Below are 12,940 nucleotides of genomic sequence, written 5' to 3'. Positions count from 1 at the left end.
CCTACCCGAACCATGGCCAGGTGTTTGTGTGCCGCCCGATTCAACATCGCCGGAAGCGCGGCTAACCCATGTTCATGTGTTCAAGCAATTCAGCCGGAGGGGACGCCATGCGCAGGATCGTCCTTGGCATCGTGGGGCGGAAATCGTCCGATAGCAGGGGCGGTTCGCAACCGTCCACCAATGGCGCGCAACGCCGGATTCCTGCGGTAGCCGCGCCGCCGCGCGTCAACCCGAATGCGCTGGGCAATGCCCCGGGCGCAAATACCACCACCGTGCTGGGAGGCTGAATCATGTGCACGCCAAAACCGCCCAAGGCGCAGACCATTCCCGAACGCCAGGCGCTGAAGCTGCCCGATGGCGGCGCGACGGCCCTGCGCGTCGATGACGAAATCCGCCGCCGCCGCGCCCTGATGGCGTCGGCCTATACCGGTGCGCTCGGCATGGGCAGCGCATCGACCACGACGATCCTGGGCGGCTGATGGCACAGACACTCAAGGAGCGCTGCAACCGGCGCCTGTCCGCACTCAAATCCGCGCGCCTGCCCTATGAGGCGGAGTGGCGCGAGATCGCGAAATGCGCTCAACCCTCGCGCTCGCGGTTCCTCAATGAGGAACGGAACCGCAATTTCCGGCGTAGCAACGAAGCGATCCACAACAGCCATGCGATCCTGAGTTTTCGCACGCTGACCGGCGGCATGACCAGCGGCCTGTCCTCACCGTCGCGGCCCTGGTTCCGGCTCGCGCCGTTCGACGAGGATCTCGCCGCCGATGGCGCCGTGAAGACCTGGCTGGCCGAGGTCGAGCGGCGCATGTACGCCTTCCTGGCCGGCACCAATTTCTACGGTGCGATGAAATCCGGCTATGCCGAGATGGGCATGTTCGGCACCGAGGCGTGCGTGATGGTCGATCACTGGCGCGAGGGCTCGGTGTGCCATTCGCTGACCGCGGGTGAATATTGGATCGCCCTGTCCGATGCGAGCGTGCCCGACACGCTGTACCGCCGCGTGCCGATGACGGTGCATCAACTGGTGCAGTCATTCGGGCTCGACGGCGCAAGCGACTTTGTGCGCACTGCTCATGGCAATGGACGATATGACGAGACGGTCAACGTCATCCACGCGATCGAGCCCAATGACGATCGGATGCCGGATATAAGGGACGCGCGCGGCAAGCCGTGGCGATCGGTGTATTGGGATGAGAATGACGGCAATGCCGATCGCCTGCTGAGCATCGGCGGGTTCGAGGAACAGCCTTTCTGGGCACCGCGCTGGGATACGGTCGGGGGCGATACCTATGGCACCTCACCCGGGTTCGATGCGCTGCCCGACATGCGCGAGCTGCAATTGCAGACCAGGCGCAAGACCCAGGCGACCGAGTTCCTGGTCAGGCCGGAAAAGATCGTGCCCGCATCGATCAAGCTGACCGGGAAGGCGGGCAATATCGTCTCGGCATCCGCGATCGATGCCGCCGGCGTGATCGTGCCGTATCAGATGAACCCGGCGGCGATCGGCGCGATCATGGAAGATGTGCAGCGCTGCGCCGATGCGGTCGGGCGGCTGACCTATGCCGATCTGTTCATGGCGATCACCAACATGGCCGGCATCCAGCCGCGCAATATCGAGGAGATCGCCAGTCGCAATGAGGAGAAGCTCACTCAGCTGGGACCGGTGATCGAACGCGTCAATAACGAGAAGCTGGAGGTGGCGATCGACCGCACCTTCGGGATCATGGCGCGCAAGCAGCTGTTCCCGCCCGCGCCCGAGCACTTGCAGGGCGAGCCGATCAAGGTCGATTTCGTATCGATCCTTGCCCAGATGCAACGGATGATCGGGATCGGCCAGATCGAGCGGACGGTGTCGTTCATCGGGTCGCTCGCCGCGCAGTTTCCGGAAGCCGGCGACCGGCTGGATATCGACGCGGCGGTGGACGATTTCGCCGACCGTGCGGGGGCGCCGCCGAGGATCATCCGCTCGGTCGACGATGCGCAGGATCTGCGCGACGGGCGAGCGCAAGAGGCGCAATCGGCCAAGCTTGCGGCAATGGCCGGTCCGGCCAGGGACGGCGCCGAAGCGGTCAAGGCGCTGGCGGGCATGGCGCAATGACCGAGTTCACAGACAAGCTCACCCTGCTCGAAAACCCGGCCTTTCGCCGTTTTCTCTTCGAGCTGATCGAGCGTGCCGGCCTGTTCGACGCGAGCGCATCGGCGGCCGACGGTCGCACCCTGTATCTCGAAGGTCGCCGCTCGCTTGCGCTCGAGATCCTGCGCGAGCTGGAAGACGCGCAGCCCGAACAATCCGCTTCCGCAATTCCTGTTCTCACCTTGATTCAAACTCTGCGCGAACAGGTCCAATCGCGGCCAAAGGAGAAAAGATTTGGCAGACGAAACAGCATTTATTCAGACCTCCAGTCAGAGTTGGGAGACCCCGACGACGACTGACGGTTTTGACCATGACGATCCCACCGCGCTTGGCGCGGGGCAGGATCCGACATCCGGAAGCGACGATGGACTTGACGGCGCGACTGTCGCCCCGGGCATCCCGCACAGCTATCAACTGACCGCGCCGGAGGGCATCACGCTCGACCCTGTGGCGATCGAGGCGGCGACGCCGGTATTTCGCGAGCTTGGCCTGTCGAATGAGGCAGCCAACAAGCTGATGCCGGTCGCGGCGGACTTCGCCAAGGGCATTACCGACCGGCTCAACCAGCAAATCGTGTCCGAGGTGCAGGCGAGCCGCAAGGCGTGGCTCGACAGCGCACGGGCCGATCCGGAGATTGGCGGCGCGCACTGGAACCGGACCATCGCCACCGCGGCTTCCGCGCTCGACGCGCTTGGGTTCACGCGCGGCTCACCCTTTCGCGTGCTGCTCGACGAGAGCGGCCTCGGCAACCACCCCGAAATGATCCGCGCCTTCCACAAGGTCGGCAAGGCGATCGGCGAGGACAGCAATTTCACCCGCGGACAGTCCGCATCATCCACCAGAAAGGGTCCGGCGGAAACGCTCTACCCCGACGACACACCCAAGGGAGGGCATTAAGTCATGGCCACGATCGGTAATTCATTCCTCAACCTCATCGACATGTACAAGGGCGCGGGCGGCAGCGACGCGCAGACCGGCGAAGTGATCGAAGTGCTGCGCCAGCTCAATCCGCTGATGGAGGACGCGGTGACCGCCGAGTGCAACATGGGCACCGTGCATCGCCACACCATCCGCACCGGCCTGCCCACGGTGAGCTGGGGCATACTCTATCAGGGCATTCCGCAGTCGAAGAGCACCACGCAGCAGGTCGATGATACGACCGGCTTCGTCGAAGGGCTGTCGACGGTCGATACCCGGCTGCTCGATATCTCGCCCAACCCGGCGGCGGTGCGCCTGTCCGAAGGCCGCGCCTATCTCGAGGCGATGGCGCAGGAAGTGCAGCGCGGCTTCTTCTATCATGACACCGCCACCACGCCGGAACGCTTCAAGGGCCTGGCGGCGCGCTACAACAAGATCGGCGGCGCAGGTGCCGGCAACCAGATCGTCGATGCCGGCGGTACGGGGGCCGACAATACCAGCATCTGGTTCGTCACCCACGGCGACAATTACACCACGCTGATCCACCCCAAGGGCACCAAGGCCGGCGTGACGCGCGATGAGAAGGGCGAACAGCGCGCTCAGGGCGACAATGGCAGTGTCTATTATGTGAAGGAGGAATTGTTCCGCCAGCATGTCGGCGTCGCGGTGCGCGACTGGCGCTTCAACGCGCGTATCGCCAATATCGATTATTCCGACACGCTGGCGGGCACGGTCGAGCTCTACAAGTTCATGCGCCAAGCCTATTACAAGCTGCAGGGACGCCGCGCCGCGAAGATGAGCGGCGAGGTGGCGGCCCAGGGCCGTACGGTGATCTACATGAACCGCGACGTGCTGTCCGCGCTCGATGCGCTCGGCACCAACAGCGCCAATGGCGCGCTGATGCTGAAGCCGATGGAACTGCAGGGACAGGAAGTGTTGTCGTACCGCGGCATTCCGATCCGCGAGACCGATGCGCTGATCAACGCCGAAGCGCGCGTGGTCTGAGGCGCGGCACTGTCCCCAGCTTTCACAATTCAGGAGATTTCCGACATGATCATGGATGCAACCACGCTCTTTTCGAACGCTCAGGCCGTGACGGCGACGGCGGCCTCGACCAATATCGTCGACCTTGGCGCGACCGGCATCGTCTATGGTGCGGCCGCGGCACTCGTCCGCGATATCGGCAAGGGGGCCGCCGTACCGCTCAAGGTGACGGTGACGGAGAGCTTCAACAATCTCACCTCTCTGACGATCGCAGTCGAGACCGACGACAATGCCGGTTTCGCCAGTGCGAAGACGGTGTGGACCTCGCCCGCCTATGCGGTGGCCGATCTGGCGGCGGGGGCGAAGCTGCTGCTGCCGGAGTCGATCCCGCTCGGCACCGACGAACGGTATGCGCGGTTGAAATATACCGTCGCCGGCACCGCGCCGACATTGGGGAAGATCACCGCCGGCGTGACGGCGGGCAACCAGACCAATGGCTGAGGCCAGTGCGGTGACCGGCGAGTCTCTCAGGGCCTATACCGCGCCGCACCCGGTCTATACCGGTGGCGCTTATTATCAGCCCGGTCAGGTGTTCGTGACCAATGCGCCCAGGGGAAAGGCGTGGACGGTTGCGCCGGGTGGTCAGCGGGTCACGGCAGGTGCTGCCGCAAGCCGGCGGCGTCAGCCGAAGCACTAGGGGCTGGACCCTGGGTGTCGGGGGCTGGCGGACAGTCCCCCGACACCCATCCATTCCATCGAAGCGGGATCGCATGATTGATCCCGGTGCGGAGGCTACCAGATGCCCGGCAAAAGGCGGGACCGCACCCGGCGCGCATAATCGGCATAGCCGGGAAGCTCGGCATGCAGCAGCCGGTCCTCCCAGGCGGTGCGCAGCACGAGGACTGCCGAGGCGATCGCGGCGGGAATTGTCGCCCAACAGGAGCCAAGGGCCAACGCCAGGCCCCAGAACATGAGCAGCGCCGAGATATAGCCCGGATGCCGCACGACGCGGTAAGGGCCGGAATCGATCACGCGCTGATGCCGTTCCGATTGAATCCTGACGCCGGGCTCGAAGAACGGATTGACCGCCTGCGCCCAGCCCGTTCCGGCGATGCCGGCGATGAGCAGGATATAGCCCAGCACCACTACGGATAATGGCATCGCCGACCAGTGCATCCGCCCGGCATCGAGCGTGGCCAGCGGTATGATCGCGATCATTGCCGGCAGCATGATCCACAGCAGCGCCTTGTCCCAGCCCTTGGTTCCCGGCTGGAACCGGCTGCGGGCGCGGAAGATGACTGGATTGAGCCTGGCCACGACCAATGTCGACAACGCCAGGGTGACGACCAGCACCGCGATGAAAATCCAGCCCGGTCGCCACCCCAGGCTGCCGACAGGCGCGAAGACCAGGGCGAGCAGAGCGACGGGCAAGCCGATGGCATAGGCAATCGCCATGGCGGGAGACATGGCGGCGGGGTCTTGCGGCGCGTCCATTGGCGTGATCCTCTCCATGAAAAGGGCCTCAGCTTCAAAACGCAGATCCGCACGATCCGGATCCGCTGGCGCCGTGGCTCCGCGTTGCGGTATAGCCTCCGTATGTCCGGCGATTGCATTCATACCAGCACGATCAATCAGGTCACACCAAGTGCGCGCGGGTGCGAGGAGTGTCTGGCGATGGGCAGTGAGTGGCTGCATCTGCGGCTGTGCCGGAGCTGCGGGCATGTCGGATGCTGCGACGATTCCCCGAACCGTCACGCCACCGCGCATTTCCACGCGACGCATCATCCGATCATCGAGGGCTATGACCCACCCGAGGGCTGGGGCTGGTGCTATGTCGATCGCGTGGTGGTCGACCTGCCCGATCAGACGCCGCAACGCGGACCGATTCCGCGCTACTATTAAGGCAGGGTCTGCTTGGGCCGCATTGCGCGGTGATCCGGGCAGGCGTTGAGGCTAGTCCCTGTCCAGCTTCGCGCCGTCGAGCCCGACCTGGAGCCGGTTGGCCTCCAGGTCGGTTCTTTGCTTCTCGGCCTTGGTGCGGCCGAATGCCGCCCGATTGATATCAGCCTGGCTCGCCGCGGTTGCGCGGGCTTTCGCCTTGCGGGCGGCACGCAGGTTGACAATGTCGGCCATTACTCCGCAGCGACTTCCAGCTTGTCCTGCGTACGGGTCAGGAAGTCGCTCGCATCGTGCCGCTCGTGCAGCTGGCTCGCGGGATCGCCCATCACGCGGTTGACCATCCGCCCGCGCTGCACCGCCGGTCGCGCGGCGATTGTGGCGGTCCAGCGCTGGACATGCGTATAATCCTGCACCTGCAGGAACTCGCCCGCCCCATAGGCCTGCCCCTGGACGAGCGCGCCGTACCAGGGCCATGTCGCGATGTCGGCGATGGTATAGTCGGCGCCGCCGAGATACTCATTGTCGGCCAGGCGGCGGTCGAGCACATCGAGCTGCCGCTTCACCTCCATCGCATAGCGATCGATCGCATACTCGATCTTGACCGGCGCATAGGCATAGAAATGGCCGAAGCCGCCGCCGAGAAACGGCGCGCTGCCCATTTGCCAGAACAGCCAGGACAGGCACTCCGCGCGCTTCGCCGGGTCGGTCGGCAGGAACTCACCGAATTTCTCCGCCAGATGCATCAGGATCGCGCCGGATTCGAACACGCGGATCGGCTCGGGGCCGCTGCGGTCCAGCAGCGCGGGAATCTTCGAATTGGGATTCACGTCGACAAAGCCGCTGCCGAACTGATCGCCATCGCTGATGCGGATGAGCCAGGCGTCGTACTCCGCGCCGGTGTGACCGAGCTCGAGCAATTCCTCGAGCATGACGGTCACCTTCACGCCATTGGGTGTGCCGAGCGAATAGAGTTGCAGTGGATGTTTGCCGACCGGCAGCTCCTTGTCGTGCGTCGGCCCGGCGATCGGCCGGTTGATCTTGGCGAAGGCGCCGCCATTCTCCTTGTTCCAGATCCAGACACTGGGGGGCGTATAGGCGGGGGCTTCGGTCATCGATGCTGGCTCCGGATGGTGCACTATGGGACGCGGCATAGGTGGGTGCTCGACTGATTCACGGCAATGGGGGGTCGGCGATATCCGTCGCTTGGCGATCTTCCCGGCAAGTCCTAGACGTCGATAATCGGCGGGAGGCCGATCGGGGCGAGTGAGATCATGCGGCGGTCGACCGAAAACGATATGGCGCGTTCGGAAGCGGCCGCGGCTCCATTTCCGGTACTGGCCGGGAAAATGCCATGGATATCACCGCGTCGCCGGTCGGCGCTGCTGCTGATCGCCGCGTTCTGGATCTTCACTTTCGGCATGTTGTCGATCCGTGCCGCACTGGTCAGCGACCTGCCGTTCAACGTGATCGGTCCGCGCCGGCTGGTCACCGCCGCGTTCGGCACGATCCTGTGCCTGGTGATGGTGCGCCTGCTCGATCAGTTGCGCACGCGCTCCTTCGTGGTGTGGGTGGTGTGCGGCATGGCCGGGGCGATCGCGATGGCGCTCGCGCTCACCTTGTTCGCCACATTCATGAACCGGGTGGTCGCGCCATTGCCCGGGCTCGGCCCGCTGCGCCTTGCCGATATGGCGCAATGGGTGCTGATCTGGCTCGGCTACTGCCTGGCCTGGACCGGAACCTATCTCGCGCTGATCTATCATTGGCAGGTCGAGGATCAGCGACGGCATATGTCGCGCATGACGGGCCTGGCGCAGGAGGCGCAGATCGCGGCACTGCGGTATCAGGTCAATCCGCATTTCCTGTTCAACACGCTCAATTCGATCTCGTCGCTGGTACTTGAACATCGCAACGCCGATGCGGAAGTGATGTTGCTTAACCTGTCGGCATTCGTCCGCAGTACCTTTGACGGCGACCCGCAACGGCTGATTCCGCTGCATGAGGAAATCGAGCTGCAGCGTCTCTATCTCGGAATCGAACAGGTACGCTTTTCGGAGCGATTGCGCGTGATCGTCGATATTCCCGATACAGTGACAAACACTCTGGTACCCGCCTTGATTTTGCAGCCGCTGGTCGAAAACGCATTGCGTCACGGGGTCGAGCAGTCCGAAGCACTGACCAGCATTGCGATCCGGGCGATGCGATGCGGGGGCGACGTGCAAATCGTGATCGAGGATGATGGCGTGGCTTTGGTGCCGCGAACCGATGGGACGGGTGTCGGACTGCGCAACGTCCGCGACCGGCTGTCCGTTCATTTCGGCGATCGCGCCACCCTGACTACGTCAATCAGGCCGCAAGGCGGATTCCATTCGGAAATCCGCTTGCCGATCGAGATCGCCGCATGACCCGATTGCGCGCGATGCTGGTCGATGATGAGCCGCTGGCACTGGCGCGACTGGCCCGGACGCTGGCACCACTCGACAAGGTCGAGGTTGTTGGGACGACCAGCAAGGCGAGTGAGGCGATGGCGATGATCGCCACGCTGCGGCCCGACATCCTCTTCCTCGATATTGCGATGCCGGGGTTGAGCGGGTTCGATCTCGTCGCTCGGCTGCCTGAGCGCCATCGTCCAGCAATCATCTTCGTGACCGCATTCGATTCGCACGCGGTGCGGGCATTCGGGGTCGACGCGGCCGATTATCTGATGAAGCCGGTCGCGCCCGATCGATTGGTGCAGGCGGTCGATCGGGCGATCTACTGGCTGAACGGCCGCGCCAGGCCGCCGGCGGTGGTCGATCGGACCGCGAGTGGCGACGATCATCCGGGCGCGCCAATCGAGAGCCTGTGGGCGCATCGTCACCGCGAAACCGTGCGCATCAGGGTCGACGAGATCGAATGGATCGAGGCGCAGGGTGATTATGTCCGCCTTCACACCAATGATGGCCGCGGCGGTCTGGTGCGGATGACCCTGTCGGCGCTTGAGATACAGCTCGATACGGCCGCGTTCATTCGCGTTCATCGCTCGGCGATTTGCCGCAGAAGTGCGATTTCCGGTCTGCGGCGCAAGACGACGGGCGCACTGGCGGCTTTTCTCGCGAGCGGCGGCGAAGCGCCGGTGGGGCGCAAGTTCAGTGGCGGGTTGCGTACATTGCTCAAGCGCCTGGAGGCTTGATCGCCACTACCCTGACGCCTTTACGGTGCGTCAGTGTTCCGCGATCGGGACGTTCATCGCGTATCGTTGACGGTCGCCGCAATGGGCGTTGGCGGCGCTCAATAGCCGGTCATAGCCGCTTTGTCCGATGGACGGGCCCATCCCCCCGGTCCGGACCATCGGCACGACCTTATTCCGGCCGGAACTCTTTGGCCGATCCTGACGACATCCTGCTCGTCGCGCTTTGGGAGATAGCAATGACCATCAAGACTCGCCTGATACTGACTTCGCTTGCGGGCTGCACCACGCTTGGCTTCACGTCGGCAGCGATTGCGCAAGATGCGCAAGCGACCCCGCCAGCGCCCGCCGCCACGCCGACTCCAGCCGCCACGCCCGCTGCCGATCCCGCTGCGAGCGCCGCGCAAACCCCGGCACCCACAACCGAAGCGGCACAGCCAGCGCCCGCTCCCACGGAGACGGCAGAACCCAAGCCGGCCGCCACGCCGCAAAAGTGATTCGATCGGCAGGGCCGGTGCTACCTGGCGCCGGCCTTGCTTGGCATGATCGAATTCAAGGTTCAGACTCCGGGTCGGACGACTCGGAGGTATCGAGATGGCGCATAAACCGACGATCATTCTGGTGCATGGGTTCTGGGGCGGCGCGGCGCATTGGGCGAAGGTCATTCCGGAACTCGCGCGGCTCGGCCATTCCGGTGTCCGTGCGGTGGAAAATCCGCTGACCTCTCTTGCCGACGATGCCGAGCGCACGCGAAAGATGATCGCGTCGGTCAAGGGGCCGGTGTTGCTGGTTGGGCATTCCTATGGCGGTGCGGTCATCACCGCGGCCGGCAATCACGACAATGTCGTGGGCCTGGTCTATATTGCCGCCTTTGCGCCGGATGCGGGTGAAAGCCCGGGCAGCATCAGCGCGCAGCATCCGTCGCCCGGAGGCGAGAATCTTATCCTGGATGACGATGGCTTCCTTTGGGTGAAGCCCGACAAGTTCCATGAAAGCTTCTGTCAGGATCTGACCGCGGAGGAAGGATTGGTGATGGGTGTTACCCAAAAAGCGCCGATCGCTGCGACGTTCGGCGATACCATCACCGCGCCTGCCTGGCGGGGCAAGCCGTCATGGTATCAGATTTCGAGCGAGGATCGCATGATCGCGCCGGACGCCCAGCGGGCAATGTCGGCCAAACTCGGCGCGCGCAAGGTCATCACGCTGCGGTCGAGCCATGCGTCGCTGGCGTCGTTACCGATCGACGTGGCGGCGTTGATCGACGAAGCCGCTTCCGCTTGATCACTGACCCCGCGAGGCTAGGCTGAAGCCTGTTTCCGGAAGGAGACGGGGGAGAGATCATGCCGGCAGTATCGACCAATGACCGCGACCTCGCGCTTGATGCATTTCGCGGGCTGGCGGTGCTCGGCATGGTGCTGGTCAATCTGCAAGGGTCGGGGCCAGTGGCGTTCGGCGCATTCGAACATGCCGAGTGGAATGGCGTCACGCTTGCCGACCTGGTCTTTCCCTTCTTCCTGCTTGCCGCCGGTCTCGCGGTACCGCTGGCGCTCGACCGGCGCGCGCGGGAGGGCGTGTTTGCCGCGGTGCTGCGCCGCGCGGTGCTGCTGTTCCTCATCGGTGTGGCAATCAACTGGCTGTACCGGCCAAGTGCCGATCCGCACGCGCTGCGCGTCGCCGGCGTGCTGCAGCGAATCGCGATCGTCTATCTTGCCTGCGCCTGGCTGTGTCTCGTCATCAGGGGTTGGCGGGTTCCGCTGATTGTCGCCGGGTTGCTCCTGACCGTCCATGGCGCATTATTGTTCGTGCCCGCTCCGGGGGAGGCGGCCGCGAGTTTCGGGCAAGGGCAGGGAATGAGTGCATGGCTCGACCGGCTCGCGCTGCCCGGGCGGCCGTTTCGTCCCGACTATGACCCCGAAGGATTGCTATCGACCCTTTCGGCAATCGCCAGCGGAATGATCGGGGTGACGGTGCAGCGGATGGTGCAGCACAGGGGGCAGCACAGGGGGCGCACGGGCGGCTCGTCGTTGCGCCTCATTGGCGCGGCGGCGGTACTCTGCCTCATACTCGCCGGCGTGGCGGCATTGTGGTGGCCGTTCAACAAGGCATTATGGACACCGAGTTTTGCTTTGCTCACCACCGGCCTGGGGCTGGCGCTGTGGGGGCTATTGCGCGCCGTCTGGTCACGGCTCGAGGCTTCGGCTTGGGCCCGGCGCGGGGCGCTTTTCGTGGCGCTGCTCGGCCAGACTGCGCTGACGCTTTATGTCGTCCAGGCGCTGCTCGCGGGACTGTTGATCCAGAATGTCGGGGAGGACAGTTTGTGGGGACTGTCTTTCGGGACGCTGAGCAGAATTGGCTTGTCGCCGGCCTGGACATCCTTGCTGTTCGCGGTGATCGCGGGCGCGGTGTCGATTGCGATTACCCTGTGGTTGCGGCGACGGGGCTGGCTGCTGCGGCTGTAAGCCGGACCGGGTGTGATGTCGGCACCACTGTGTTGCAGGCCTGCAACACCCAGAGAATAACCGGCAGTCAAGATGGCATTAGTGGATTGCGTTTGCCATTCGGCGCGGTAAACGCACGCCCCAACTGCAAAAGCAGTGGTTTTCCGCAGAAAGAGAAAAACAATGAAGATCAAGTTCTTGTTGGCATCCGTTGCCATGCTCGCAGTCGCCACACCCGCAATGGCGCAGGACGCGACCGAAGAATTCAAGGGCGGTGCCCGCGTCGAAGCGCGCGTCGGCGTCGATCATGTCCGCCTCAGCTTCGACGGTGACAGCGTGGGCCGGACCGGTTTCGACTATGGCGTCGAAGCTGGCTATGACGCGGCACTGTCGGGCTTCGTGGTTGGCGCTTATGCCGGCATCGAAGGGTCGACCACCAAGGCATGCGAACTCGGCACCTGCCTCAAGGCCGGCCGTAACATCACTGCCGGTGTTCGCGTCGGTGGCGTGGTTGGCAAGGGCCTGCTCTATGCCAAGGGTGGCTACAGCAACGGCCGTCTGTCGATCGAAGATACCGATCTCGCCGGCAATGCCGACGGCTTCCACCTCGGTGTGGGCTATGAAGTCAATGTCAGCGCAAACACCTATGTGAAGGCCGAGTATGTCTACACCAACTACAGCGTTGGCGACATCGCTGGCGACGACCTTGACCTTCAGCGTCACCAGGGCCTGATCGGCGTTGGTTTCCGCTTCTGATTGATGTGCGGGGAGCGGGTTTACCGCTCCCCGCATTTTTCGCCGGCTTGTGCCGGTCGTGCGGTGCATTGGCCGCCACGAACCATGTTCCGATGTCGCGATAAGACATCCGTCTCGTCATTCGCGTGAAGCGCCGCTCATTCGCTGGCTGCGTCCACCGTGCGCCACCATGCGCCGCTCTATTTCGTCGCCAGACAAATCCTCAAGATGCTGCGACAATCGCCATGCATTGCCGAACGGATCGATCAGCGTGCCGACACGGTCGCCATAGAATTGATCCTCGACCGCGCTGACCTGAGTCGCGCCGGCAGCGAGTGCACGGGCGAAAGCAGCATCGACATCGTCGAGATAGACCCGAACCCCCGAATATTTCGGCTCATCAATCCGCTCTGGCGCAGAGCCACCCTCATTCGCCAGGTCGGAGATCATGAGATGTGAATCGCCGATCAGCAGCCCGGCGAGCAGCACCCGGCCACCCATCTCGCGCTTGATTATCTCGGTCGCGCCGAACACTGTCTTATAGAAATCGACAGCCTTCGCGACATCCTCGACAGCGATATAGGGCGTCAGACTGTGATAGCCCTTCGGGGTGGATTTGGCCTTCATCGACTGGGTTCCCAAGTGACGCCCGGTCGGTCGGGC

The 12,940-nt window shown here is 64.0% G+C and carries 19 protein-coding genes; 15 read left to right on the top strand and 4 right to left on the bottom strand.

The window, feature by feature from the left end; all coding sequences use genetic code 11:
• The first annotated feature begins 107 nt into the window (after positions 1 to 107).
• Genes ACRECS_RS06465 through ACRECS_RS06430 form a run of 8 tightly spaced genes read left to right on the top strand, consistent with a single transcriptional unit; the run spans position 108 to position 4,736 of the window.
• The gene (locus tag ACRECS_RS06465; RefSeq protein ID WP_431582141.1) at positions 108 to 287 is read left to right on the top strand and encodes a hypothetical protein; all 180 of its coding nucleotides are present in this window, start codon (positions 108 to 110) and stop codon (positions 285 to 287) included.
• 3 nt (positions 288 to 290) lie between these two features.
• Positions 291 to 479, top strand: a complete 189-nt coding sequence (locus tag ACRECS_RS06460) for a hypothetical protein (protein ID WP_431582140.1) — start codon at positions 291 to 293, stop codon at positions 477 to 479.
• Positions 479 to 2,101 carry a portal protein gene (locus tag ACRECS_RS06455; protein ID WP_431582139.1) on the top strand — a complete coding sequence of 541 codons (1,623 nt, stop codon included), beginning with the start codon at positions 479 to 481 and terminating at the stop codon, positions 2,099 to 2,101. Before ACRECS_RS06460 ends, ACRECS_RS06455 begins: the two co-directional genes overlap by 1 nt.
• Positions 2,098 to 2,436: a hypothetical protein gene (locus tag ACRECS_RS06450; protein WP_431582138.1), complete on the top strand. Its 339-nt coding sequence runs from the start codon at positions 2,098 to 2,100 to the stop codon at positions 2,434 to 2,436. Before ACRECS_RS06455 ends, ACRECS_RS06450 begins: the two co-directional genes overlap by 4 nt.
• The gene (locus tag ACRECS_RS06445; protein WP_431582137.1) at positions 2,372 to 3,034 is read left to right on the top strand and encodes a hypothetical protein; all 663 of its coding nucleotides are present in this window, start codon (positions 2,372 to 2,374) and stop codon (positions 3,032 to 3,034) included. Before ACRECS_RS06450 ends, ACRECS_RS06445 begins: the two co-directional genes overlap by 65 nt.
• Positions 3,035 to 3,037: 3 nt before the next feature.
• Positions 3,038 to 4,060: a major capsid protein gene (locus ACRECS_RS06440; protein ID WP_431582136.1), complete on the top strand. Its 1,023-nt coding sequence runs from the start codon at positions 3,038 to 3,040 to the stop codon at positions 4,058 to 4,060.
• Between the two features lie 45 nt (positions 4,061 to 4,105).
• Entirely contained in the window at positions 4,106 to 4,540 is a 435-nt protein-coding gene (locus ACRECS_RS06435) for a Bbp16 family capsid cement protein (protein ID WP_431582135.1), read from the top strand.
• Positions 4,533 to 4,736, top strand: a complete 204-nt coding sequence (locus ACRECS_RS06430; RefSeq protein ID WP_431582134.1) for a hypothetical protein — start codon at positions 4,533 to 4,535, stop codon at positions 4,734 to 4,736. Before ACRECS_RS06435 ends, ACRECS_RS06430 begins: the two co-directional genes overlap by 8 nt.
• Positions 4,737 to 4,831: 95 nt before the next feature.
• Here ACRECS_RS06430 and ACRECS_RS06425 read toward each other — a convergent pair whose 3' ends face one another.
• Positions 4,832 to 5,533 carry a methyltransferase family protein gene (locus ACRECS_RS06425; RefSeq protein WP_431582133.1) on the bottom strand — a complete coding sequence of 234 codons (702 nt, stop codon included), beginning with the start codon at positions 5,531 to 5,533 and terminating at the stop codon, positions 4,832 to 4,834.
• A gap of 102 nt (positions 5,534 to 5,635) precedes the next feature.
• On the opposite strand from ACRECS_RS06425, the gene ACRECS_RS06420 reads away from it, so the two are divergent.
• Positions 5,636 to 5,941, top strand: coding sequence for a UBP-type zinc finger domain-containing protein (locus ACRECS_RS06420; RefSeq protein WP_431582132.1), 306 nt, complete (start codon positions 5,636 to 5,638; stop codon positions 5,939 to 5,941).
• A 51-nt stretch (positions 5,942 to 5,992) separates the two neighbouring features.
• Here ACRECS_RS06420 and ACRECS_RS06415 read toward each other — a convergent pair whose 3' ends face one another.
• Both ACRECS_RS06415 and yghU read right to left on the bottom strand, forming a co-directional pair.
• A complete protein-coding gene (locus ACRECS_RS06415; RefSeq protein WP_431582131.1) occupies positions 5,993 to 6,172 on the bottom strand; it encodes a DUF4169 family protein in 180 nt (59 codons plus the stop codon).
• Entirely contained in the window at positions 6,172 to 7,050 is an 879-nt protein-coding gene (gene yghU, locus ACRECS_RS06410) for a glutathione-dependent disulfide-bond oxidoreductase (RefSeq protein WP_431582130.1), read from the bottom strand. The genes ACRECS_RS06415 and yghU overlap by 1 nt, the downstream gene beginning before the upstream one ends.
• 234 nt (positions 7,051 to 7,284) lie before the next feature.
• Here yghU and ACRECS_RS06405 point away from each other — a divergent pair, with 234 nt between their 5' ends.
• The 6 genes from ACRECS_RS06405 to ACRECS_RS06380 all read left to right on the top strand — a co-directional run bounded on the left by ACRECS_RS06405 (position 7,285) and on the right by ACRECS_RS06380 (position 12,298).
• Positions 7,285 to 8,340 carry a sensor histidine kinase gene (locus tag ACRECS_RS06405; protein WP_431582129.1) on the top strand — a complete coding sequence of 352 codons (1,056 nt, stop codon included), beginning with the start codon at positions 7,285 to 7,287 and terminating at the stop codon, positions 8,338 to 8,340.
• On the top strand, positions 8,337 to 9,107 hold the full coding sequence (locus tag ACRECS_RS06400; RefSeq protein ID WP_431582128.1) for a LytR/AlgR family response regulator transcription factor: 771 nt from the start codon (positions 8,337 to 8,339) through the stop codon (positions 9,105 to 9,107). The genes ACRECS_RS06405 and ACRECS_RS06400 overlap by 4 nt, the downstream gene beginning before the upstream one ends.
• A gap of 236 nt (positions 9,108 to 9,343) precedes the next feature.
• Positions 9,344 to 9,601 carry a hypothetical protein gene (locus tag ACRECS_RS06395; RefSeq protein ID WP_431582127.1) on the top strand — a complete coding sequence of 86 codons (258 nt, stop codon included), beginning with the start codon at positions 9,344 to 9,346 and terminating at the stop codon, positions 9,599 to 9,601.
• Positions 9,602 to 9,698: 97 nt separating this feature from the next.
• Positions 9,699 to 10,385 carry an alpha/beta hydrolase gene (locus ACRECS_RS06390; RefSeq protein WP_431582126.1) on the top strand — a complete coding sequence of 229 codons (687 nt, stop codon included), beginning with the start codon at positions 9,699 to 9,701 and terminating at the stop codon, positions 10,383 to 10,385.
• A 59-nt stretch (positions 10,386 to 10,444) separates the two neighbouring features.
• Positions 10,445 to 11,563 (top strand): acyltransferase family protein, encoded by a 1,119-nt coding sequence (locus ACRECS_RS06385; RefSeq protein WP_431582125.1) that lies wholly within the window; start codon positions 10,445 to 10,447, stop codon positions 11,561 to 11,563.
• Between the two features lie 162 nt (positions 11,564 to 11,725).
• Entirely contained in the window at positions 11,726 to 12,298 is a 573-nt protein-coding gene (locus ACRECS_RS06380; protein ID WP_187760631.1) for an outer membrane beta-barrel protein, read from the top strand.
• Positions 12,299 to 12,415: 117 nt separating this feature from the next.
• Here ACRECS_RS06380 and ACRECS_RS06375 read toward each other — a convergent pair whose 3' ends face one another.
• Positions 12,416 to 12,904 (bottom strand): VOC family protein, encoded by a 489-nt coding sequence (locus tag ACRECS_RS06375; RefSeq protein ID WP_431582124.1) that lies wholly within the window; start codon positions 12,902 to 12,904, stop codon positions 12,416 to 12,418.
• Between the last annotated feature and the right edge of the window lie 36 nt (positions 12,905 to 12,940).

Origin of the sequence: Sphingomonas sp. (assembly GCF_050725575.1) — a bacterium.
Lineage (GTDB): Bacteria > Pseudomonadota > Alphaproteobacteria > Sphingomonadales > Sphingomonadaceae > Sphingomonas.
This window is presented reverse-complemented; position numbering and strand designations above follow the sequence as displayed.